Origin of the sequence: Maritalea sp. (assembly GCF_051251695.1) — a bacterium.
Classification (GTDB): Bacteria; Pseudomonadota; Alphaproteobacteria; order Rhizobiales; family Devosiaceae; genus Maritalea.
The window spans coordinates 49,633-71,850 of record NZ_JBPOEU010000007.1 but is presented as its reverse complement, the minus strand read 5'-3'; the positions used below and the strand labels follow the sequence as shown (position 1 = coordinate 71,850).

Annotated in this window: 21 protein-coding genes; 12 read left to right on the top strand and 9 right to left on the bottom strand. The window is 49.7% G+C overall.

Annotation, left to right across the window (positions count from 1 at the left end):
* Positions 1–5 precede the first annotated feature (5 nt).
* Both ACSHWX_RS05610 and ACSHWX_RS05605 read left to right on the top strand, forming a co-directional pair.
* Entirely contained in the window at positions 6–1,214 is a 1,209-nt protein-coding gene (locus ACSHWX_RS05610; protein ID WP_435667211.1) for an ammonium transporter, read from the top strand.
* 13 nt (positions 1,215–1,227) lie between these two features.
* Entirely contained in the window at positions 1,228–1,566 is a 339-nt protein-coding gene (locus ACSHWX_RS05605; RefSeq protein ID WP_435667210.1) for a P-II family nitrogen regulator, read from the top strand.
* A 90-nt stretch (positions 1,567–1,656) separates the two neighbouring features.
* Here ACSHWX_RS05605 and ACSHWX_RS05600 read toward each other — a convergent pair whose 3' ends face one another.
* The 4 genes from ACSHWX_RS05600 to ACSHWX_RS05585 all read right to left on the bottom strand — a co-directional run bounded on the left by ACSHWX_RS05600 (position 1,657) and on the right by ACSHWX_RS05585 (position 4,497).
* Positions 1,657–2,049, bottom strand: coding sequence for a carboxymuconolactone decarboxylase family protein (locus ACSHWX_RS05600; RefSeq protein ID WP_435667209.1), 393 nt, complete (start codon positions 2,047–2,049; stop codon positions 1,657–1,659).
* Positions 2,046–2,462: a MerR family transcriptional regulator gene (locus tag ACSHWX_RS05595; protein WP_435667208.1), complete on the bottom strand. Its 417-nt coding sequence runs from the start codon at positions 2,460–2,462 to the stop codon at positions 2,046–2,048. The genes ACSHWX_RS05600 and ACSHWX_RS05595 overlap by 4 nt, the downstream gene beginning before the upstream one ends.
* A 134-nt stretch (positions 2,463–2,596) precedes the next feature.
* Positions 2,597–4,033, bottom strand: a complete 1,437-nt coding sequence (gene pyk, locus ACSHWX_RS05590) for a pyruvate kinase (RefSeq protein WP_435667207.1) — start codon at positions 4,031–4,033, stop codon at positions 2,597–2,599.
* An 11-nt stretch (positions 4,034–4,044) separates the two neighbouring features.
* Positions 4,045–4,497, bottom strand: a complete 453-nt coding sequence (locus tag ACSHWX_RS05585) for a DUF1036 domain-containing protein (protein WP_435667206.1) — start codon at positions 4,495–4,497, stop codon at positions 4,045–4,047.
* 225 nt (positions 4,498–4,722) lie between these two features.
* On the opposite strand from ACSHWX_RS05585, the gene ACSHWX_RS05580 reads away from it, so the two are divergent.
* Positions 4,723–4,995: a DUF2312 domain-containing protein gene (locus ACSHWX_RS05580; protein ID WP_435667205.1), complete on the top strand. Its 273-nt coding sequence runs from the start codon at positions 4,723–4,725 to the stop codon at positions 4,993–4,995.
* 33 nt (positions 4,996–5,028) lie between these two features.
* Here ACSHWX_RS05580 and dxs read toward each other — a convergent pair whose 3' ends face one another.
* The 4 genes from dxs to ACSHWX_RS05560 all read right to left on the bottom strand — a co-directional run bounded on the left by dxs (position 5,029) and on the right by ACSHWX_RS05560 (position 12,341).
* Positions 5,029–6,963, bottom strand: a complete 1,935-nt coding sequence (gene dxs / locus ACSHWX_RS05575) for a 1-deoxy-D-xylulose-5-phosphate synthase (RefSeq protein ID WP_435667204.1) — start codon at positions 6,961–6,963, stop codon at positions 5,029–5,031.
* 133 nt (positions 6,964–7,096) lie between these two features.
* Positions 7,097–8,755, bottom strand: coding sequence for a DUF882 domain-containing protein (locus ACSHWX_RS05570; RefSeq protein ID WP_435667203.1), 1,659 nt, complete (start codon positions 8,753–8,755; stop codon positions 7,097–7,099).
* Between the two features lie 275 nt (positions 8,756–9,030).
* The gene (locus tag ACSHWX_RS05565; protein ID WP_435667202.1) at positions 9,031–10,683 is read right to left on the bottom strand and encodes a L,D-transpeptidase family protein; all 1,653 of its coding nucleotides are present in this window, start codon (positions 10,681–10,683) and stop codon (positions 9,031–9,033) included.
* 185 nt (positions 10,684–10,868) lie between these two features.
* Positions 10,869–12,341 carry a sigma-54-dependent transcriptional regulator gene (locus tag ACSHWX_RS05560; RefSeq protein WP_435667201.1) on the bottom strand — a complete coding sequence of 491 codons (1,473 nt, stop codon included), beginning with the start codon at positions 12,339–12,341 and terminating at the stop codon, positions 10,869–10,871.
* Positions 12,342–12,733: 392 nt separating this feature from the next.
* On the opposite strand from ACSHWX_RS05560, the gene ACSHWX_RS05555 reads away from it, so the two are divergent.
* The 5 genes from ACSHWX_RS05555 to ACSHWX_RS05535 all read left to right on the top strand — a co-directional run bounded on the left by ACSHWX_RS05555 (position 12,734) and on the right by ACSHWX_RS05535 (position 17,754).
* The gene (locus tag ACSHWX_RS05555; RefSeq protein WP_435667200.1) at positions 12,734–14,575 is read left to right on the top strand and encodes a M3 family oligoendopeptidase; all 1,842 of its coding nucleotides are present in this window, start codon (positions 12,734–12,736) and stop codon (positions 14,573–14,575) included.
* Positions 14,576–14,612: 37 nt separating this feature from the next.
* Positions 14,613–14,744 carry an aa3-type cytochrome c oxidase subunit IV gene (locus ACSHWX_RS05550; RefSeq protein WP_435667199.1) on the top strand — a complete coding sequence of 44 codons (132 nt, stop codon included), beginning with the start codon at positions 14,613–14,615 and terminating at the stop codon, positions 14,742–14,744.
* A 90-nt stretch (positions 14,745–14,834) separates the two neighbouring features.
* Positions 14,835–15,983: a Re/Si-specific NAD(P)(+) transhydrogenase subunit alpha gene (locus ACSHWX_RS05545; RefSeq protein ID WP_435667198.1), complete on the top strand. Its 1,149-nt coding sequence runs from the start codon at positions 14,835–14,837 to the stop codon at positions 15,981–15,983.
* Positions 15,980–16,342: a proton-translocating transhydrogenase family protein gene (locus ACSHWX_RS05540; protein ID WP_435667197.1), complete on the top strand. Its 363-nt coding sequence runs from the start codon at positions 15,980–15,982 to the stop codon at positions 16,340–16,342. Before ACSHWX_RS05545 ends, ACSHWX_RS05540 begins: the two co-directional genes overlap by 4 nt.
* Before the next feature lie 8 nt (positions 16,343–16,350).
* Positions 16,351–17,754: an NAD(P)(+) transhydrogenase (Re/Si-specific) subunit beta gene (locus tag ACSHWX_RS05535; RefSeq protein WP_435667283.1), complete on the top strand. Its 1,404-nt coding sequence runs from the start codon at positions 16,351–16,353 to the stop codon at positions 17,752–17,754.
* Positions 17,755–17,808: 54 nt separating this feature from the next.
* Here the strand turns inward: ACSHWX_RS05535 and ACSHWX_RS05530 are convergent, their stop codons facing one another.
* A complete protein-coding gene (locus ACSHWX_RS05530; protein WP_435667196.1) occupies positions 17,809–18,345 on the bottom strand; it encodes a cytochrome b in 537 nt (178 codons plus the stop codon).
* 98 nt (positions 18,346–18,443) lie between these two features.
* Here ACSHWX_RS05530 and ACSHWX_RS05525 point away from each other — a divergent pair, with 98 nt between their 5' ends.
* The 4 genes from ACSHWX_RS05525 to ACSHWX_RS05510 all read left to right on the top strand — a co-directional run bounded on the left by ACSHWX_RS05525 (position 18,444) and on the right by ACSHWX_RS05510 (position 22,183).
* Entirely contained in the window at positions 18,444–18,896 is a 453-nt protein-coding gene (locus tag ACSHWX_RS05525) for a MarR family winged helix-turn-helix transcriptional regulator (RefSeq protein WP_435667195.1), read from the top strand.
* A gap of 93 nt (positions 18,897–18,989) precedes the next feature.
* Positions 18,990–20,633 carry a hypothetical protein gene (locus ACSHWX_RS05520; RefSeq protein ID WP_435667194.1) on the top strand — a complete coding sequence of 548 codons (1,644 nt, stop codon included), beginning with the start codon at positions 18,990–18,992 and terminating at the stop codon, positions 20,631–20,633.
* Positions 20,634–20,663: 30 nt separating this feature from the next.
* Positions 20,664–21,476: an alpha/beta hydrolase gene (locus ACSHWX_RS05515; RefSeq protein WP_435667193.1), complete on the top strand. Its 813-nt coding sequence runs from the start codon at positions 20,664–20,666 to the stop codon at positions 21,474–21,476.
* Positions 21,477–21,541: 65 nt separating this feature from the next.
* Complete coding sequence (locus ACSHWX_RS05510; protein ID WP_435667192.1) at positions 21,542–22,183, top strand: DsbA family oxidoreductase; 642 nt, start codon at positions 21,542–21,544, stop codon at positions 22,181–22,183.
* Positions 22,184–22,218: the final 35 nt, after the last annotated feature.

The following is a 22,218-nucleotide window of genomic DNA, read 5'->3' as shown; positions in this document are numbered from 1 at the left end:
TAAAGATGAATGGTGCAGACACGAGCTGGATTTTAACGGCTACCGCGCTCGTTTTACTCATGACAATGCCAGGCTTGGCGCTTTTTTATGCAGGTCTTGTGCAAGCAAAAAATATCTTGTCGGTGTTGATGCACTGTGTGGCGATTGCTTGCGTCGCGTCCATTCTGTGGTTCATGTTTGGCTATTCGCTTGCCTTCACTGAAGGTAATGCTTTTATTGGTGGACTTAGTCGGATCGGCCTTGCTGGTGTGGAGCGAGACAGCCTTAGTGGCACCATTCCTGAAAGTCTTTGGGTTATCTTTCAAATGACCTTTGCGGTTATTACGCCCGCTCTAATGGTTGGTGCGTTTGTTGAACGCATAAAGTTCTCTGCTGTGTTGTTGATCAGCGCCGTATGGTTGATGTTGGTTTATGTGCCTGTCACGCATTGGGTTTGGGGCGGCGGTTGGTTGGCTCAGCTGGGCGTCATCGATTTTGCCGGCGGCATTGTTGTGCATGTTACAGCAGGGGTTTCCGCAGCGGTTATTGCCTTTATGCTTGGCGCGCGGAAGGGATTTCCGAACGGTGTTCGTCCACCACATGCTCCGTGGATGGTTATGGTTGGCGCTTCGCTTTTATGGGTTGGGTGGTTCGGCTTTAATGGTGGCAGCGCCGTTGCGGCAAATGGCGACGCGACCATGGCCATTTTGGTGACCCACCTGTCGGCTGCTACCGCTTCACTTGTGTGGATGATCATTGAGTGGGTTAAGTTTGGTAAGCCAAGCGTTGTTGGTATTGTGACCGGCACCATTGCCGGGCTCGCCACCATCACGCCGGCTTCAGGTTCAGTTGGCCCGATGGGCGCGGTTGTGCTTGGCATCGCTGGCGGCCTTATTTGTTTTTATGCAGTGGATTTGGTCAAGAGCCGGTTCAACATTGATGACTCACTAGATGTGCTTGCGGTGCATGGCATTGGCGGCGCTACGGGTACGCTTTTATTGGCGTTTCTCTTGGCGTTCGGGTCTGGTGCATCCGGCTATGCTGAAGGCATGAATGCGATGAGCCAGTTTGGCGTGCAAGTGCTTGGCGTGGCGGTGACCGCCCTTTGGTCGCTGGTCGTTACTGTTGCGATCGTTTGGCTCACTAAACGAGTGGTTGGTCTGCGCGTTGGCGTCGAGGAAGAAACAACAGGTCTTGACCTCACGGTGCATGGTGAGACAGGATATAGGCATTAGGTTTGGGAATTTTATGAAACTCATTATTGCTATAATTAAGCCGCATAAGCTTGACGATGTACGCGATGCGATCGGTGCGCTGGATATTTCTGGCATGACTGTTACTGAAGTGCGCGGTTATGGCCGACAACGCGGCCATACTGAAATTTATCGCGGTGCTGAATATGAGATTTCTTATGTTCCCAAACTCAAGTTGGAAATTGCCGTGCCGCAAAGCAAGGTAGATCTTACAATGGACGCCATCCGTGAGGCGGCAACTGAAGGTAAGATCGGTGACGGCAAAATATTTGTGTTAGATCTTGAAGCTGCTGTCCGTGTCCGCACGGGTGAGGTGGGCGAAAACGCGCTTTAAGCGACGCCCCAGTTTCAAGAGCGAACGCGTCAATCAAGTGGGAGAGGTAAGCCCTTATTATCTCTTCAACCGATTGACGCGTTGTCGTTTCTAGTTCTGGTCCGGTTGGTCTTGCTTATCGAAGAATTGTTTTGCGACGTTCATTCCATTTATCGCCGCAGGCATGCCTCCATAAATTGCCATTTGCATAATGGTTTCAAAAATCTCTGTTTTTGATGCGCCATTGGCGTGGGCATGTTCAATATTGATTTCCAGTTGCGGCGCTGTTTGTCCACCTAAGGCGGTGAGCGCGCCTACGGTGATCAATTGGCGGGTTTTCATATCCAAGCCTTCACGGGCGTAAATGCGGCCATAGGCAAATTCGACTAAGGTTTCGGCAAAGTCAGGTACGTCATCATCATACCGCTCCGCCAGCGTTTTCTCCAACGTTGGGTTGAACGTTTTAGTGATCGCGCGACCGCGTTCTAGTGCTGTGTCAGTCATTCATCTTCTCGCTGTTTGAATTGATCAGAAGTGCAAGCTGAAATGGGAATGTCTGTGCTTTTTTCAATCGCGGTTTGATAGGCCGCAACTTTTGCTTTTACCAACGCCAAACAATTTTGTTGTTCGGCAATTGTGTTTTGGATGCGCTTTTGGTGTGTGATCAGGAGCGCACAACGTTGTTGATTGGATTGCGGTCCTGCTTGACGGTGTTCGGCATAAGCGAGCATGTCTTTTAGGGGCATGCCTGTGGCTTTGAGCACCTTGATAAACGCGACCCATGCAACAAAGCCCTGATCATATACGCGACGTCCGCCTGCATCGCGCGGGACGTTTTTGATCAAGCCGATCTTTTCGTAATACCGCAATGTATCGATGCTGGTATTGCCCGTTTTTGCTAGTTCGCCGATATACATTTAACGTTCTCATTTCGTTTGCTTGATCACTTGTAGGTGCTGGAGTTCACTCCAGGTCAAGCACTAAGTCAAAAAAATACCCGCCAGAAATGACGGGTATTGAATTTGCAATTTGTAGCGGTAATTTGTTGGCCTTAAGAGGAGCCAACGCCATCTTGGCCGACAAACGCGATGCGTAGCATGTTGGTTGCGCCAGGCGTACCTAACGGAACCCCTGCGGTGATCGCAATGCGATCGCCAGGGCGTGCAAAGCCTTCCCGATAAGCGATGGAACAAGCGCGGTCCACAACATCATCCAAGTTCACCGCGTCGTCTGTACGTACACAGTGCAGACCCCAAACAAGGGAAAGGCGACGAACAGTTGCCAATTTTGGTGATAGAGCAACAATGGGTTTTTCAGGGCGTTCGCGGGCTGCGCGAATACCGGTTGAGCCTGAAGATGTATAGGTGACGATTGCCGCAAGATCCAGCGTTTCAGCAACTTGTCTTGCAGAAGCCGAAATGGCATCCGCCGCGGTTGCATCTGGTTCGATATTTTGACGGCGGATAATGCCTTGATAAAGCCCATCTTGTTCCACAGCTACTGCGATGCGGTTCATGGTGGAAACGGCTTGAACAGGGAAGTCACCGGCAGCTGATTCAGCTGATAGCATCACCGCATCAGCGCCTTCATAAACAGCAGTCGCGACGTCAGAAACTTCGGCTCTTGTTGGCACAGGCGCTGTAATCATTGATTCAAGCATTTGGGTTGCAACAACAACCGGCTTGCCCTGCTGGCGTGCCATCCGGATCATGCGTTTTTGCAAGCCTGGCACCGTTTCAAGTGGCATTTCAACACCAAGGTCACCCCGGGCGATCATGATCGCATCAGACAGTTTGATGATTTCTTCAAGACGTTCGATGGCTTGTGGTTTTTCGATCTTTGCAAGAATGCCTGCACGGCCTTGAACGGTTTTGCGTACATCGATGATGTCTTCAGGGCGTTGAACGAAAGAGAGTGCAATCCAGTCAGCATTGACTTCAAGCGCGGCGAGCAAGTCGGCGCGGTCTTTTTCGGTCAATGCACCAACACCCAACAAAGTGTCCGGTAGGCTTACGCCTTTTCGATCAGATAGCTTGCCGCCATGAACGACTTCACATTCAATTTTGTCAGCAGTTTTACCAATACAACGCAGTTCTAGCTTGCCGTCATCAATGAGCAGTTTTTGCCCTTTTTCGATAGCCTCAAAAATTTCTGGGTGAGGCAAGTGAACGCGGGTTTTGTTTCCCTCAGAACTATCAGTATCCAGCGTAATGACATCGCCTGCAGCGAGCAAAACGGAGCCTGTGTTGAATTTACCGACCCGTAATTTAGGGCCCTGCAAATCGACAAGCACGCCAATCGGGCGCTTAACCGCTTTTTCCACATTGCGGATGGCGTCCATTGTTTGGCCGAGCAATTCGTGGCTCGCATGGCTCATATTGATGCGGAAAACGTCTGCACCTGCACGCGCCAACTTCTCAATGGTTTCTTCGTCGTTTGAGGCTGGGCCGAGGGTTGCGAGAATTTTGACTTTGCGTAGACGTCTCATTGGATCTCCAATTATTGCAGATCGGCGTCCGTTAATTGAACAGTCCAATCCTTGTTTTTCTGGGTGTCGACTTCCATGAAGCCGGTCCGTTCGTAACCGCGGGCTAGACAATCCTTTTCACCGAAGATTGTGAAGGACTTATCACGGGTACACATAAAAATGCGCCCGTCCCAACGATTTCCGCCGATATCATCAACGGCGTGAATATAGAAAAATTGCGATCGCTGCTCGCTCAATGGACCATTGAACACCACCGCGCAATTTTCCGGCTCTGCCATCCACCAGCCTTCAGATTGCCAGCCTTTTTCGCTGCGAAATCCTATGGCAATGGCCACCGGGTTTTGACTTTGATTGCATATCCGCAGATCGGCTGATGCTGGCGTTGCATAAAACAAGGTTAGCAATAGGATCAGTGGTGCAAATCTCATTGCGGCTTTTGTTATACTAAAGTCGATAAAAAACAAGGTCCGGACACTCCAAATGCGCACCTAATTGCGCCAAGGTCATTTGTTATAGTCGATTTTGGACCGTTCTGTGACCATCAATTGCAGAATTTGTGTGGAATTTAAACATCAAATCCATTTCCTTCAATCAGGTGGTGGATGAGCGATATTCGGCCTTGCCAAAAAGGGTCATGATGGGCGAAAGATATAGCCCGGATTTTTGCAAAAACATAAAAGAGAAATGATATGGGACAGTCTACCGTTGCCCGCGAACAATTACGCGCCTTTGTCGAACGTATTGAGCGTTTGGAAGAAGAGAAAAAGTCGATCTCTGAAGATATTCGTGATGTTTATGCCGAGGCTAAAGGCAATGGCTATGATGTCAAAGTGCTGCGTGAAGTTGTGAAGTTGCGCAAACAAGAATCACATGAGCGCCAAGAGCATGAAGCCATTCTTGACCTTTATAAACACGCTTTGGGCATGATCCCATCTGCACCAGTAGATGACGAGGCGCTTTAATTCTAAGCGAATCCAAATCTTCAAGAATTTGATTTAGCCGTCGATCAATCCTGCAAGGACTTGATTGGCGGCTTTTTCGTTTCCGATGGCGCGCATGGCCGTTGCGGCGATAGCATTGCGATCAAGACCGGCTTGGACATACATTTTATCTTGTGACGCGTGATCAAAATGTTGATCCGGAATGAACATTGGACGGCACTTTAAGCCGCCATCTAACAGACCGTTTAAGGCTAGGTGGTTCAATACAAAACTGCCAAAGCCACCAATTGATCCCTCTTCAATGGTGATCAGAACTTCATGCTCTTTGGCCAAACGTTCAATCAATGCGACATCAAGCGGCTTTGCAAAACGAGCATCTGCCACCGTGGCTGAAATGCCAAAGGTCGATAAAATTTCCGCAGCTGCAAGTGTTTCGCTTAGACGGCCACCGAACGACAATAGCGCAACTGAGTTGCCTTCACGCAGGACGCGGCCTTTGCCGATTTCAAGGAAACTGCCTCTTGTTGGCATTTCCACGCCAGATCCTTCGCCGCGTGGGTAACGGAAGGCGATTGGGTGTTCGTCAAATTCTGCAGCAGTGCGCACCATGTGCTTAAGTTCAGCTTCGTCGCCCGGTGCCATCAACACCATGTTGGGGATCGCACCCAAATAGGCTGTGTCAAATGCCCCTGCATGGGTGGGGCCATCCGCACCAACAAATCCAGCCCGGTCGATTGCAAAACGTACCGGCAAGTTTTGAATGGCAACATCGTGGACCACTTGGTCATACCCCCGTTGCAAGAATGTCGAGTAAATCGCACAAAACGGGCTCAGCCCTTCGGTGGCAAGTCCAGCGGCAAATGTAACTGCATGTTGCTCTGCAATACCAACGTCAAAGCACCGGTCGCCAAATTGCTTGGCAAATTTGTCCAGGCCAGTGCCCGAAGGCATAGCTGCGTTTACCGCGACAATACGTTCGTCCAGTTCGGCTTCTTGAATGAGGCTTTGGGCAAACACGCCCGTGTAAGACGGGGCATTGGAGACGGGTTTAGACTGCGCGCCAGTGATCACGTTGAATTTGGATACACCGTGATATTTGTCCGCAGCGTTTTCTGCGTGTTCGTACCCCTTGCCTTTTTGGGTGACAATGTGAACAAGAATGGGACCGGTTTCAGCATCGCGCACATTATCAAGGATGGGCAGCAAATGATCTAAATTGTGGCCGTCAATTGGACCGACATAGTAAAAGCCAAGCTCTTCAAACATGGTGCCGCCAGCCCAAAAGCCGCGCGCATATTCTTCGGTCTTGCGTGCTTTTTCGGAAACGAATTTCGGCAAATGTTCTGTTAGGCCCTTCGCGATTTCACGGATCGAGCGATAGGCTTTGCCTGATACAAGGCGTGCGAGGTAGGCGCTCATGGCTCCGGTGGGTGGCGCGATAGACATGTCGTTATCGTTGAGTACAACAATAAGCCGCGCATTCATTGCGCCTGCATTGTTCATAGCCTCATACGCCATGCCAGCGGACATAGCACCGTCGCCAATAACGGCGATGATGTTGCGTTTCTCGTTTTTCAGGTCAGCGGCAACAGCCATGCCAAGTCCCGCAGAAATTGAAGTGGAAGAGTGGCCTGCGCCAAACGGGTCGTATTCACTTTCCTTGCGCTTGGTGAAGCCTGAAAGTCCATTTTCTTTGCGCAAGGTGCGCATTTGTTCGCGCCGTCCGGTCAAGATTTTATGGGGGTAAGCCTGGTGCCCTACGTCCCAGATGATCTTATCGTCTGGCGTGTTGAAGACATGGTGAAGCGCAACTGAAAGTTCTACAACTCCCAATCCCGCACCCAAATGCCCACCTGTTACCGAAACAGAATCGATCATTTCCGCGCGCACTTCGTCCGCCAATTGTCGGATTTGCTCGCGGGGCAGTTCACGCACGTCTTTCGTGCTGGTGATGCCATCAAGAATTGGGGTTTCAGGGCGTTTCGTCACTCATGCCTCGCTTAAAACAGTCAGGACATTTGTTGCATGTCCCATCTGGGTCATGCAGATTTAAACCTAGTTCAGGACCCGCGCAACCAGTAGGCGGCGAAAGGTCGCGAATTTCATAATAAAAAGATGAGTTTTACAGTGAATTTGTGGGTTTGAAGCTGATGTTGCCCACAACGATCTGCTCGAACTTCGATACGAAACCAAATTGAGATTTGTCGCCCATCACAACTGAAGGGGCCAAATCGGCTTCATCTGGCTCAAACATCACCGCATATTGGGTGCTTTGGAACCTTGCAGGTTCAGTCATGAGATCGAGCACATGTTCAAGATCTGGCGCATGAAGTTCCCCAGCACGCTGCTGCAATTCATATGTGGGTTTCATGACGGTCGATTTTGTATTGCCTATCCGTGCGTTTTGCAAAATGGACGTAAAATCGTTGAAGTCGGGTTGCAGTGATGCTGTTGCAAGGGCTGCACGAATGCCCGATCCAAGGTTTGTTTTGTCATTTGTTTCGCCAAACGTTTTGCGTAATTCAGTTGCGCCGTTTTGGCGGTTCAAGATAATTTCAAGCGCCTTTTGAGCGTCGGGTGAAGCTGGCGGAGATGTTGGCGCATAGGCAGCAAGCAGCGCGTCAGCTGCATTGGCATTTGGTGCCGCATTTATGCCTGCTCGATTTGGCAATTGAGGAATTATGCCAGATTGAGCGCTGGCGTCTTCAACAAAACGAGATGGGTTTGGCAACTCATTTGGATCAATCGATGCGACAGCAAACCGTGATGGCACTTGAATGACAAAGTCATCCTCGACAAGGGGTGATGTAGCTGTAGCCAACAAAACGGTTTCCGGCCGGATAGGCGGGGTGACCGAGATTTCGGCAACCGCAATGGCCAGTTCCGCTTGCGCCGGGGCGGTATTTAAATTTGGTGTTTGCAGGGCAACAGGGCGGCTTGGGGGAAGTTGCCCCAATGCTGCGACCTTGATCACTTGAGATTGTACGGCCCGTTGTGCAGGCGCTTTTGCAACTTTAACATCGTCTTTGTTGCGACCAAACAAAACGTCCATCAATGTGCGGCCTGAGCCTGCATCATTATCGTCTTTTTGAAGGCTAGCAACGCGTGTGGTCCCATTACAAGGGATTTGCTTGCAGCGTCTGTAGTCTGCCTTTGCTTTGGCGTATCCGGCTTTGGAAAGCACAACACCGTTGGATGGTATGTGCATGGTTTTGCCCTTGGGGAAAACCTTTTTCAGTTGAGCCGTGGTCATGCGTGGCCATGCGCGAACGCTGCCCGTATCAAGATGAACAAATGGGCTGCCGGATGTTGGATAATATCCAACACCGCCCATTTGCTTTTTCATCGCCGCTCGTCGCAATTTGGAAATTGGGACACCGGGAATGAAAAAATCCATCGCCAAGCCGCGCGTGTGGTTAGAGTTTTTCGCCACAGCGCTGGAGCGTGACCGCAACATTTCGTTGGTTTTTGGCGAACGGTAAGCGGAAACAACGTGAACTGGTTTTTTGGCGCCAACGTCTTGATAGACTTCCCAGATCAAATCAAAAAGACGGGGGTCCATTTTGGTGGGTTCATTACGTCGCCAGTCGCGCAAAAATGCATTGAGCTGGGCTAAACCTTTTTTGTCATAGCGGCCATTGCGCTTAAAGGTGATTTTGGCGGTTTCTTTGGTGTGGGTATAATAAAGGTACAAGGTGCGATCGCGTGCAGCCATTGCCGGTCCAGCAATACTGACCACCGCAAGCACGGTTGCTGCTAACAAAATAAACGCACGCTTCATAATGTTTGCCTGAAACTTGGCGTTTGCCCTAAATCTGCCCAATATACCCAACACTTTTTGGACGCCTTTTACTCTACAAATTTTAATCATCTTAACCGAAATAAGATGAGAATTTGTTAACGATAAAAGACGCGTCCTTTGCCCCTAATTCATTTAGCACAAAACTCAACTTACCTCTTTTATATGGGTGAGAAAAGAGGCTGAACCAAGGCATATGCGTCAATCTGCCCGACCCAGAATATTGGCGGGGCTAGGCAGAGGAATATAGCCGGGTCTTACGAGTTTAAAAGTGAAAGGAGCTTTTTGTGATGGCCATAAACGTCACCATAGCTGCGCACTGTTCCATCATCACCAATTCGCAAGGTGAAATAGGCGAGGTGAACCGGGATATGGTCGCCAAGATTGTTCCATTTTTCCGAGCCGCCCATCATGCCCTTGATCTTTTTAAGATCGAGCGAGGGTTCATACCGCAACAACGCGTTGGCGAATTCAAGCGGGTTGTGGACGCGCACGCAGCCATGTGAAAATGCGCGATAGGTACGTCCGAACAATGACTTGGAAGGCGTGTCGTGCAGATAAACAGAGTGCTGGTTTGGGAAAAGGAATTTGATGGTCCCTAGCGCATTGCCGCGCCCGGGACGTTGCCGGATGCGGAAAGGTGGTTTTTTCGGGTTGATGTTCGCCCAATCAACGGACGATGCATTGATGACTTTGCCACCGGCGAGCAATTCATAATTGCGAGCATCGAAATAGCCGGGGTTGCCATTGGCGCTCGGCAGCAGTTCTTTTGTGGCGATTGAATAGGGGACGTTCCAGTAAGGATTGACCACAACATGTTCAATTTCGTCCGAAAATACGGGTGTTTTATGCTTCGGTTTTCCAACCACCACGCGTGTTGCGTGTTGCACGACGCCGGATTTTCTGACCTGCAGACGGAATTCAGGAATATTGACGAAAACGTGAAAATCGCCCAAATTTTTGGGCATCCATCGCCAGCGTTCCATATTGGCGACAATATCTTCAACGCTTGCACCATGGGCACCGTTTAGCGCCGCCACTGTTGCAGGGCCAATTACGCCATCAGCAATCAAGCCAATTGAAGTTTGAAAATCTTTTACGGCGTCTACGGCAGCCTGATCAAAAATAAATTCGCTGCTGGGGTCAAGCAGTTCGATTTGCAACCGTTCGCGCAAAATTGGCATCCGTGGGTCAGATTTACCCACTTTCATCAATTTGCCGTCGGGCACGATGATCTGGTCAATTTCTGGGCCAGTCATTTTTTTTGCAAGCTCGGCGCGTAGCGCTTTAAACTCTACATGTGTTGGATGCATGTTTTGTAGCAATTGAGCCGGATCTTTGGCGCTAACAAGGTCAACGCGCAATTTTGCCAAGTCCACACGGGTAGGCCGTAATGTGATTGAGCTTGAAACTGCGCCGGGCAGAATTCGTCCACCTGATGCGTGTTTGGCATAAAGAATGGCGGCATCGGAAAATGCCGTTTCCACTTGCGCTAAAAGCTGCGGGTCATTTTGAGCTGCGTCGATGTTTAGAGCTGGTGTCAAATAGTCAGCGGGGCGCAATCCTTCGGCATCAGCTTTTTCAAACAGGCTGAGAATGCCAAGCGCTTTTTGTGAGAATGCGACTTTGTCGCCATTATCTTCTAGCCAAAGTGGTTCGAAGTTGCGCGCGCCATAAAAATAGTAAAGACCTTGCGCATTCGTCCAAACCCGCGACCCGGCTTTTGCGCCATAGTAGTCGTCGCGCAAACCAGATTTGATGATTTTGGCCAATGGAGATGTTGCAGGGCCGATAACGACACGGGTCGCCTCGATACCGTTTACCAACACCATTTCTTGGGCATTCGCGCTAAAGGCAGTTAAACTGGCTAGGCTTAAACCGAGAATCAGTGACCGAATTTTACAGCGCATTTTTTTCCCTCAAAGTCCTCAAAAGCCTTCATTAGCTTGCGATAGACGAAGTTTCCAGCGTTGCGCCACAAACTTAACGCATTCAACAAATGCAAAATGTTGGCGATTTATACGCTGAGATTATGTCGAAGCCAAGTATTTCGCATAAATGTTACTGGAAAAAGAATGAAATGCAGGATTTGACGTTAAGCTGCGTTTTCTTCGAGGTCGTATTCTTTGAGTTTTCGATACAAAGTTGATCGCCCGATGCCCAATGCGCGCGCAACAGCGCTCATTCTGCCCTGATGTTGATCTAGGGCAAAAGCGATCAAATCTCTTTCAACATGGTCGAGCGGCGCAATTTCGCCATTTGTTGCGATAAATCGGTCGGCAACGGTCTCTACTGTTGATGCTTGAGATGGATTTGGTGCGGATAGGTCATCAATATGAACCGGGCGAACGAGTTGAGGTTGATTTGCCAACTCAGCCCTCATGGCATCAGTGCCGTCAATCGATGCGCGGATTTGGGGGAAGTCGTCGACCTGCAATATAGAATTGGTCGCCAACACAACAGCGCGATAAACGGTGTTTTCGAGCTGCCTTACATTCCCAGGCCACGCGAATTTTTTGAGCAATTGCATGGCTTGGGGGTCGCATTGCGAGATTTGGCGTCCCTCTTGTGCGGCGAAACGGGTGATGAAATGGCTAACCAGTGCGTCCAAATCGTTCATTCTCTCCCTTAGAGGGGGCAAGTAGATCGGAAACACATTTAGACGGTAATATAGGTCTTCGCGAAAATGACCTTCTTTGGTCAAATTAAGCAGCCGTTTGTTGGTGGCTGAAACAATTCGAACATCTACTTTTTCGATTTTCGTCGCGCCAATAGGTTCGACTTCACCCTCTTGTAATGCGCGCAGTAGCTTCACTTGCATGTCGAGTGGAAGCTCGCCGATTTCGTCCAAAAATAGCGTGCCGCCATCTGCTTCTTGGAACTTACCTTTTTGATCGGTGGTCGCCCCGGTGAACGACCCCTTTTTGTGTCCAAAAAGAATGGATTCAACAAGATTGGCAGGGATTGCGCCGCAGTTTACGGTGATAAAAGGTTTGTTTGCGCGTTTTGATGCGCTTTGAATAGCGCGGGCGATCAGTTCTTTACCGGTGCCGCTTTCCCCTTCGATGAGAACAGGAATATTGCTGGCACCCGCTTTTAGCCCAAGCTGTTTTACCCGATCCATAACAGGAGATTTTGTGATGATGTCATCAAAGCCAAACTGGCCAGACAGCCGGTTTTGCTCTGTGCGCAGGCACGTTTCTAAGCTCTGCCGTTTTAGAGCGTTTTGCAGCGAAATGACCAAACGTTCGGGGGCAACGGGTTTGACAAAAAAGTCAACTGCGCCGTGCCGCATGGCGGTAACAATGGTTTCGATAGATGAATTTGCAGTTTGAACAATAACGGGGTGATTCATGCCGCGTTTTTTCATTTCAGCCATAACGCCCATGCCGTCCATCTCGGGCATGATCAAATCCAAAATCAGCGCATCAATTTCGTCTTCAGCCAAAATCTCTAGGCCCTCAGCACCCGACAAAACGTCGATTGCCTCGTAACCATTTGCTTTTAAAATCTCTGCACTAAGGCGGCATTGCACGGGATCATCGTCGATAATCAGGACTTTGGCCATTAAACAAACTACTCACAATCAAATATGGTCGCATCAGGCCAAGGCCGATACGCGAATCATCGAACTGTTCTATTTTGGGGCAGAGTAGGGGTGAGTTCTTAACAGTGATTTAAGTATAAATTTTAACTTTTAGGTTGCCCCCGTACCTACCTCCATACGAATGAAGTCCTGGTTTTTAATTTGAAAATGACTTTGTGGAAGTCTTGAATAGTGATTTACATCTTGGGTCAAACGCACATTGGTGCGTTTGGGTATCGAAAACTTTGGCGTAGTTAGTGAGGGGTTTTCACATCATTTTGAACTACCCGATGGTCTGGGCAAAGACATTGCGTATTGGTCAAAGCTACTCTTCACAAGCTTTGCGAATGTGCTAATGTTTAACGTAAATCTTATTGGAGTTTTCGTTTTTCAACATGAACAAAGCAGTATTTGGTGCCCCGGTGGAAAAAGCCGCTGGAGCGGAATTTGGTAATTTGCCTGAATGGGACCTTGATGACCTATATCCAGGTCTTGAAAGCCCTGAACTTCAAGCTGATATAGAATTTTGCGAACAAGAAGCAAAAAGCTTTGCCGCTGACTATAAAGGCAAACTAGAAGAGTTGGCCAAAAATGGTGGCCTGATCGATACGATCAATCGCTATGAAGCACTTTCAGACAAGATGGGGCGGCTTGGCTCTTTCGCCTATTTGCAATATGCGCAAAATACAACGGATCCTGACCGGTCAAAATTCATGGGCGATATGAATGAGAAACTCACAAGCTTCTCCACGCCAATGTTGTTCTTCTCCCTTGAGTTGAACCGGATCGATGATTCAATCTTTTCTGCGGCTTTTGAGAAAGACGCAGCGCTTGCGCGTTATAAGCCATGGTTTGACGAGTTGCGCAAAGCCAAACCCTATCAATTGGAAGATCGGGTCGAAGAATTGTTCCATGACAAATCGGTCACCGGGCGCTCTGCCTGGAACCGCTTGTTTGATGAAACAATGGCGAGCTTAAAGTTTAATGTTGATGGCGAAATGTTGGCGCTGGAGCCAACATTGACCAAAATGACCGACAAAGACGGCACGGTTCGCGAAGCGGCGTTTAAAGGTCTTGTTGGAACGCTTGGCGAAAACCATCGCCTGTTCACGCACATCACTAATGTGTTGGCCAAAGATAAAGAGATATCTGACCGTTGGCGCGGTTATGAAGATGTGGCGGACAGCCGTCACATGGCGAACTCGGTTGAACGCGAAGTCGTTGATGCGTTGGAAACAGCTGTGCGCGAAGCCTATCCAAAATTGTCGCATCGCTATTATGCGATGAAGGCAAAATGGTTCGGCATGGAAAAGCTGAACGCTTGGGACCGCAACGCGCCATTGCCCAACGATGATGATCGTTTGTTCAATTGGGATGAAGCCACTGAGATGGTGATGTCAGCCTATGGCAAATTCTCCCCTGAATTAGCTGAAATCGCCAAGCCGTTTTTTGGTTCCGGCTGGATTGATGCGCCGGTGCGTGAAGGCAAAGCGCCAGGTGCTTTTGCCCATCCCACGGTGCCAAGTGCGCACCCTTATTTGATGCTCAACTATTTGGGTAAAGCACGAGACGTGATGACGTTGGCGCACGAATTGGGGCATGGGGTTCACCAAGTGCTGGCTGCCGATCAGGGTCCATTGATGGCGTCGACACCGCTTACTTTGGCGGAAACGGCAAGCGTGTTTGGGGAAATGCTCACCTTTAGGTCGTTGCTAGAAGCGACAACGGACAAAAAAGCACGTTTCGCTCTATTGTCTGGCAAAGTCGAAGACATGCTGAATACGGTTGTGCGCCAAATCTCGTTTTATACGTTTGAGCGCAAAGTGCATACGGCCCGTCGCAATGGCGAGTTGAAAGTTGAAGAGCTCAATCAAATGTGGCTGGACGTCTCCAAAGAGAGCTTGGGGCCATCTGTTGTGCTGAATGAGGGGTATGAGAGCTTTTGGTCTTACGTGCCACACTTCATCCATGCGCCGTTTTATGTCTATGCTTATGCGTTCGGTGATTGCCTTGTGAACTCGCTTTATGCGCAATATCAAAAATCAGAGGACGGATTTGCGACACGCTATCTTGACTTGTTGCGCGCTGGCGGGTCCAAACATCACTCAGAATTGTTAGCGCCATTTGGCTTGGACGCTAAAGACCCGAATTTCTGGTCGCTTGGGCTTTCAATGATCGAAGGTCTAATTGACGAGTTAGAAGAAATGGACGCCTGATTGGCGTCTGAAATTGATTTGTTAAACGGAGAATTAAATGGCTACCGAAGCTGAAAAGCTCTTTGAAGAGCAATCTAAGACATATTCGAGCGTTATGAATGTGCTGAAATACGCAACCATCGCCATCGTTGTGGTGCTGGTTTTGATGTATTTCTTCCTCGTGGCCTAACGGCTAACGATTATTGTCGTGCCGCAAGTGTGGGGGCGGCGCATTTTTGTTAATGCGTTTGGGTTTGTAAGCAAGCCCAGGGAGTAAGGCATGAAGATAGCGATCTTACGCGAAACTGCCGCCAACGAAGCCCGTGTGGCGGCAACACCGGAAACGGTGAAAAAATATATCGGGCTCGGCGCTAAAGTTAGCGTTGAAAAAGGAGCCGGCGAAGGCTCCAAAATTCCCGATGCGGACTATAAAGCGGCAGGGGCCACGGTCTCTGCCACTGCATCTGCAACCATTAAGGGCGCAAATGTTGTGTTGACCGTGCGTCGGCCAACCGCCACAGCGCTTAAAGGTGCCGCCAAAGGCGCACTGGTGATTGGCCAAATGGACCCATTTGGTAACGAGAAAGATATCGCGGCCCTTGCAAAAGCAGGGTTCGGCGTCTTTTCAATGGAGTTCATGCCTCGGATTACCCGTGCGCAGGTGATGGATGTATTGTCCTCACAGGCGAACCTTGCAGGCTATCAAGCGGTGATTGAAGCATCTGCTGCCTTTGACCGGGCCTTTCCAATGATGATGACAGCGGCGGGTACTATTCGCCCGGCCAAGGCGTTCGTGATGGGCGCTGGGGTTGCTGGCTTACAAGCCATTGCCACGGCAAAACGTTTGGGTGCGGTTGTTTCGGCAACGGATGTGCGTCCAGCGGCAAAAGAACAGGTTGAATCTTTGGGCGGCAAGTTCGTTGCTGTTGAAGACGAAGAGTTCAAGCAAGCTGAAACATCGGGCGGTTATGCCAAGGAAATGAGCAAGGAATATCAAGCCAAACAAGCTGAGCTTGTGGCGGCCCATATTGCTAAGCAAGATGTGGTCATTACTACAGCGCTCATTCCGGGTCGTCCTGCCCCACGTCTGATCACCAAGAAAATGGTTGAATCGATGGCGCCGGGGTCGGTGCTTGTTGATTTGGCCGTTGAACGGGGTGGCAATGTTGAAGGCGCGAAGCTGAATGAAATTGTCGACCATAAGGGCGTCAAAATTATCGGTTTTGAAAATATGGCCGGTCGCGTCGCGTCATCTGCTTCGCAGCTTTATGCGAAAAACTTGGCTTCATTCCTTGAGACATTGATCGATAAGGAAGCAAAAACATTGGCGGTTGACCCAGAAGACGAACTGGTGGCCGCAACTCAACTGACCCGTGATGGCGCAGTTGTTCATCCTGCCTTTAGTGGCAAGAAGGGAGCGGCATCATGATCGCATCACTAGATCAAATGTCTACAGCAACAGCCGCTGCCGCGTCCGCTGCATCAGGTGGCGCTATTGACCCATTCGTTTTCCGTTTGGCGATTTTTGTGTTGGCTATATTTGTTGGCTATTTTGTTGTGTGGTCGGTGACCCCAGCGTTGCACACACCATTAATGAGTGTGACCAACGCGATCTCTTCGGTGATCGTTGTAGGTGCGTTGCTCGCGGTTGGTGTGCATCTAGCTGCAGACGGCAACTGGATTTCCAAAGTCTTTGGTTTCCTGGCTTTGGTTTTCGCCAGCGTCAACATTTTTGGCGGTTTCATGGTCACCCAACGCATGCTCGCCATGTATAAGAAGAAGGGGTAAGCGACATGATTTCTGCAAATATAGCTGCTGTTCTTTACCTCGTTTCTGGGGTTCTCTTCATCTTGGCGCTTCGGGGCCTTTCTTCTCCTGCAACTGCGCGTCGCGGTAATACTTATGGTATTATCGGGATGGGTATTGCTGTGGTAACAACGCTTTTGGTTGCTGCGCCATCTGATATGCTCTCTTGGGCATTGATCATTGGTGGTATCGGTATTGGTGGCGCGATTGGTGCTGTTATGGCCCGTCGCATCGCGATGACCGATATGCCTCAACTTGTTGCAGCCTTCCACTCACTGGTTGGCTTAGCTGCAGTGTTTGTGGCCGCTGCTGCGCTTTACGCACCTGATGCGTTCGGCATCACAACTGACGGACATATTCACGCCCAAGCCTTGGTTGAAATGAGCCTTGGTGTTGCCATTGGTGCATTTACGTTCACAGGCTCTGTGATCGCCTTTGCCAAGCTAAACGGTAACATGTCCGGCAGGCCGATCATCCTACCTATGCGCCATATTTTGCATATCGCGCTTGGTGCTTTGCTCGTCTATCTGGTTTGGCAGTTCACCTTAACTGGTGATGCAACATGGTTCTGGGCGATTACGGTGTTGGCACTGGTTTTGGGTGGTTTGATGATCATCCCAATCGGTGGCGCTGATATGCCGGTGGTTGTTTCTATGCTCAACTCATATTCAGGTTGGGCGGCTGCGGGTATTGGCTTTACGCTTGGCAATACCGCGTTGATCATCACTGGTGCGCTGGTGGGCTCGTCTGGTGCCATCCTTTCTTACATTATGTGTAAGGCGATGAACCGGTCGTTTATCTCTGTGATCCTTGGTGGTTTTGGCGGCGATAGTGGCCCTGCCGCTGATGGGGAAGAAGAAACTCGTCCTGTTAAGCACGGCTCAGCCGACGACGCTGCCTTCATGATGAAAAACGCTGGCAAAGTGATCATCGTACCGGGTTACGGAATGGCGGTTGCGCAAGCTCAACACGCGCTGCGCGAAATGTGTGATCTGCTGAAAGCTGAAGGTGTGGAAGTCAAATATGCAATCCACCCTGTTGCTGGTCGTATGCCGGGTCACATGAACGTGTTGCTAGCAGAAGCCAACGTTCCCTATGACGAAGTGTTTGAGCTTGAGGATATCAACTCTGAATTCTCTCAAGCCGACGTTGCCTTTGTTATTGGTGCGAACGATGTGACCAATCCATCTGCTAAGACAGACAAGACATCGCCGATTTACGGTATGCCGGTTTTGGATGTTGAAAATGCAGGTACGGTTCTCTTTATCAAACGGGGCATGTCTGCGGGGTATGCGGGTGTGCAGAACGAATTGTTCTTCCGCGATAACACCATGATGTTGTTTGGTGATGCGAAAAAAATGACCGAAGATATCGTGAAGGCCTTTGGCCACTAAGCTGATCTTTGGATTGAATTGGAAAAGGGCGCTCAGTGAGCGCCTTTTTTTGTGTTAGTTTTTTGGTGCAGGCCACATGCGGGCGATCAGATTATCTTTGACAATGAACTGATGATAAAGCGAACCGGCAATATGCAGCGCGAAGCTTACAATGAACAATTTTGCAAATAAGCCATGGGCCTGTGCGGGTAAAACATTGGCCATGTTCGGCCACGGCGCAGCTTGGCCCGACTGTAAAATTTCACCCAGACCAGACAGTAACATGGTGCCAATGCCTGAACCCACAAGCGCCAGCGGGACCACGTAAAGCGCAATATGAATGATCTTTGATCCCCATTTTACTGGTGCTGACCAATTTGGATCTGGAGCCGGGCGGGGATGGCGAAACGCAAAGAATGTGCGCACGAGCAGCAAAATCCCGGCAAGAATACCCAATGGTGCATGAAGTCTGATGATCGTAAACTTCACCACGTCATCGGCGCTATTGTGCATGATGACCCCGGCGATCAGCAGGGCGAGCAACAAAAACGCAAGCGTCCAATGCAATGCACGGGCAGTGCGTGAATATTCTTTAACGGCAGGGCGGCTCATTATTGTATCCTTTGGCGACATTGTTGATTGCATTTCGAATGCGATATGATAGTTTACATGTAATATATTAAATGTTCCATGTAAACTAAAAAGATCAAATGGCAGAAAAAGACTTAAAACCGCCTCATGATTCGCTGGGCCGATTGGTTTCGGCAACAGCTGCACGCGCGCAGCAATTATTGGCCATCAAGTTAGAACCCCACGACTTGTCACCTCAACAATGGATCGTATTGGGTGTGCTTTGGCGCAGAGACGGGGTTAGCGTTGGCGAACTGGCCCGCTATATGCACTCGGAAAAAGCGGCGGTTTCTCGGCTGGTTGATCGAATGGAAAAAGCGGGATGGGTCAAAAAACGGGCTTCTAGTAAAGATGCGCGTTCGATTTTGGTATTCGCTACGCAAAAGGCGCAGGAGAAATCTCATCTGAGTTCACTTTATACCGAGGTGAATGCGGTTTTGCTTCAAGGTTTTTCGACAAATGATAGCGCTCAACTGTTTGGGCTGCTCAATCGCGCCCATAAAAATGGGTTGGACTACATCAAGAATAATTGACGATTTGTTTGAAATTTGGGCGAGGGCACTGCTTGTGTCCAATGGCGAATTGAGCAAATGTAAATGCATCATTTGAATGTAAGGCGTTGAGCGATGGCAGGCGAAAAACAAGCAGTTGTTGTGGTTCACGGCATGGGCGAACAACGACCCATGGGCATGATGCGCCGTATTGTTGAAACGCTTTGGACAACCGATGAAGCAATGCTGGCGCCTGGCGATCGAAATATTGGGCCAGACGGCAATAAAAGCTGGATTGTTCCTGATTGTAAAACAGGCAGCCACGACCTTCAGCGCATCACCACCCCGGCCGCAAAAGACGGCAAACGCACTGACTTTTTTGAATTCTATTATGCTGACATTTTGGACGACGCGAAGCTGCGCAATCTTTGGCGCTGGCTTTGGCGCATTGTTACGGTGCGCCCAGCCTTTGTCGTTGATCGCATGGTCTGGCCATGGTCTGCGCTTTGTTTTTTAATCGTGCTTGTTGGTCTTGTCGCTTCCGGCGTGATGCTACTGGGTGTTGGCACGGTTTTTGATCTGTTGTGGTGGAATGTGGATGGGGGCACCGGGCGGTTTAGCGTTTGGGAAACCGGTTTTATCGGGTTTTTGAACGTGGGACTGATGGTGGGGGTCGGACGACTTATTCCCAAACTCCGCTGGATATTGCGCTGGCCGTCTTATGCGCTGTTGGCGGTATTGGTTTACTACATCCTGTTTAGTATTGGCGGGGTCGAGGTGCGTTCGGTTTTGGTTGGCGGCACCGTCCTGATTTCCCTACTCACAAGCCTATATTTTCTACCCTATTTGGGTGATGTCGCGGGCTATTTAGGCGCACATCCGGATACAGTGAAAAAGCGCCATGACGTGCGCGAACGCGGGCTAAGTTTACTGCGGGATTTAAACGCAGACCCCACCTATGACCGCATCGTTATCGTTGCCCATTCTCTGGGATCGGTGGTGGCCTATGACATCTTGCATTTATTGTGGGAGGAGCTGGGCCCAACCAACGAAAACCCGCCTGGTGAAAAAGTGCGACAGGCGCTTTACGAACATGATTTGTTTGTGCGCAATCACCAAAGCCGATATTGGAATGTGCTAACCGTTCAGGCCTATCAAAAAGTGCAGGCCAGAGTGGCAGAAGCGATCCGGCTTACGGGGCCGGTCAACAATAAGCTGGGCGAAGAGACCCAGTCTTATTGGAAAATCACTGATTTTGTCAGTTTTGGTTCTCCCTTAAGTCACGCGCAGTTTTTGCTTGCGCGGGGGGTAGAAAATTTTGAAAAGCTGAAAGAAGAGCGCTTGTTCCCCGTTGTGCCTCCGCGTCCCTACAATGAAGATTTTGGGGCGCTTTATACGCCTGACAAGCTTGAATTCAGCCCGGACTATGCAGGTATGCCGATCCCCCAAACCACGGCCGAATGGGCGCTGAAAGCACCGCGCGCTTACGCTCATCATGGCACGGTGTTTTCCTGCGTGCGCTGGACGAATATGTTTGATGAACATAACCCGCTGTTTTTTTGGCAAGGCGATGTGTTGGGCGGCCCGGTAGGTGGTTTTGAATTGTTTGGTCGTGGCGTTTTGGAGCACAAGGTGCACATCAGCTATTCAAAATATGGCGTTGATGATTTGCGTCTCGCCACCCACACTAGGTATTGGACAAACACCGCCCAATCCGGCATCGCTGACCATATTGTGAAGTTCAGAAATGCCGTTGGTCTGTTAAAGTCCAAAGACTAGCTCTGCATTTAAAGAAACAGGTTTGTTCTATTGTCTAGATTTTTCTCAATTGTTAAGTGGCTGCTTTTGGTGCTCATCGCGCTTTATGCAGCGGTCCATGTTTACTTTTTCTTCGCTCAGCGTTCCTTGCAATATTCGGTTGCGGGCACCACAAAGACCCCGATCGAGCTTGGGGTGAGCAATATTGAAATTGTGCAGATCCAAACGGGTAATGGCAAGCAATTGCTGGGATGGTATGGCGCACCCAAACCGGGCAAGCCCACGCTTATCTATTATCGAGGTAATACTGGTTCGTTCACTTTGGAGCATAAAAGATTTGCCCAGTTCATCGCGGATGGATATGGGCTGTTATCATTCGATTATCGCGGGTTTCCTGGGTCTGAGGGTGATTTAGGCCAAGACAATATTTTGCAAGACGGATTGGCGGCGTTTGATTGGGTGGCGTCACGAGATCAAAATATCGTCTTGTGGGGGCGCTCATTGGGAAGCGGGGTGGCGACCTATGTGGCCTCAAAACGTGAAGCGCAAGCATTGGTGCTTGAATCTCCTTACACCGCGACTGTGGATGTGGCGAAGGCGCGGTATCCATTCCTTCTTGTTGATATTCTCATGCTTGATAAGTTCCCGTCCCGGGAATGGATTAAGGATGTAGTAGAGCCAGTATTTATTGGCCATGGCACAGATGACCAAGTGATTGGCGTGGAGAACGGGCGGCGTCTGTTCGACCTTACGCCGAACGGGGAAACTTTGTGGATTAAGCAAGGGGGTACGCATTCCAGCCTATGGGATGATGGTATCTGGGCACAGGTGCAGCCCTTTTTTGAAAAATATAGTGCCCAATAAGCCCTGAGTTGAGGCGAGAACAGTGTTTCGATAAGGTCTTAAAAACTTAAGTAGGAGTGTGTGCTGTGACAGCGTTACGTATCGATATTTTTTCTGATCCTGTTTGCCCATGGTGCCTTGTGGGCATGCATCGGTTAAACAACGCCGTTGCGGCACTGCCAGAAGATGTTGAGGTGAGTATTTTTCACCATCCCTATTTGCTCGATGCAAATGCGGCAAAGGAGGGTGAAAATGTCGAAGAGATGTTGCGTCGTAAATACGGTAAAGACCCCGCACCGATGTGGGACCGATTGGAAGAAGAAGCCAAAAAATCTGGTTTAGAGTTGGATATGCGCAAACAAAAAATGCGTCATCCATCCCAACCCGCTCAAGTGCTGATCGCCGGGGCAGAAGCCAAGGGTACGCAACACGAAGTTTCAATGGCCATGAGCAAGGCATGCTATGTTGAGGGGCTAAATATATCGGACCCTGACGTTTTGGTCGATATCGGCACGGCAAATGGCTTCACCAAAGAAGAAGTGTTGGCGCTGGTTACTCGAGAAGATTTGCAACTCGAAGTGGAAAAAGCCGCAGCCGATGCCTCAGCGCAAGGCATTCAAGGGGTGCCATTTTTCATTATGGGCAATAAATACGGATTGTCTGGCGCGCAGCCTGACGAAGTGTTCAAGGAAGCTATTGAAACGGTGCTTAAAGAAGCTGCAGCATAATTCGGTTTGTTTTTGGACAAACAAAAACGCCGCTG

Coding starts and splice junctions, on each gene's coding strand:
- ACSHWX_RS05610 (WP_435667211.1), top strand. CDS start 6: ATGAATGGTGCAGACACGAGCTGGATTTTAACGGCTACCGCGCTCGTT.
- ACSHWX_RS05605 (WP_435667210.1), top strand. CDS start 1,228: ATGAAACTCATTATTGCTATAATTAAGCCGCATAAGCTTGACGATGTA.
- ACSHWX_RS05600 (WP_435667209.1), bottom strand. CDS start 2,049: ATGACTGACACAGCACTAGAACGCGGTCGCGCGATCACTAAAACGTTC.
- ACSHWX_RS05595 (WP_435667208.1), bottom strand. CDS start 2,462: ATGTATATCGGCGAACTAGCAAAAACGGGCAATACCAGCATCGATACA.
- pyk (WP_435667207.1), bottom strand. CDS start 4,033: ATGAGACGTCTACGCAAAGTCAAAATTCTCGCAACCCTCGGCCCAGCC.
- ACSHWX_RS05580 (WP_435667205.1), top strand. CDS start 4,723: ATGGGACAGTCTACCGTTGCCCGCGAACAATTACGCGCCTTTGTCGAA.
- ACSHWX_RS05570 (WP_435667203.1), bottom strand. CDS start 8,755: ATGAAGCGTGCGTTTATTTTGTTAGCAGCAACCGTGCTTGCGGTGGTC.
- ACSHWX_RS05565 (WP_435667202.1), bottom strand. CDS start 10,683: ATGCGCTGTAAAATTCGGTCACTGATTCTCGGTTTAAGCCTAGCCAGT.
- ACSHWX_RS05560 (WP_435667201.1), bottom strand. CDS start 12,341: ATGGCCAAAGTCCTGATTATCGACGATGATCCCGTGCAATGCCGCCTT.
- ACSHWX_RS05550 (WP_435667199.1), top strand. CDS start 14,613: ATGGCTACCGAAGCTGAAAAGCTCTTTGAAGAGCAATCTAAGACATAT.
- ACSHWX_RS05545 (WP_435667198.1), top strand. CDS start 14,835: ATGAAGATAGCGATCTTACGCGAAACTGCCGCCAACGAAGCCCGTGTG.
- ACSHWX_RS05540 (WP_435667197.1), top strand. CDS start 15,980: ATGATCGCATCACTAGATCAAATGTCTACAGCAACAGCCGCTGCCGCG.
- ACSHWX_RS05530 (WP_435667196.1), bottom strand. CDS start 18,345: ATGAGCCGCCCTGCCGTTAAAGAATATTCACGCACTGCCCGTGCATTG.
- ACSHWX_RS05525 (WP_435667195.1), top strand. CDS start 18,444: ATGGCAGAAAAAGACTTAAAACCGCCTCATGATTCGCTGGGCCGATTG.
- ACSHWX_RS05520 (WP_435667194.1), top strand. CDS start 18,990: ATGGCAGGCGAAAAACAAGCAGTTGTTGTGGTTCACGGCATGGGCGAA.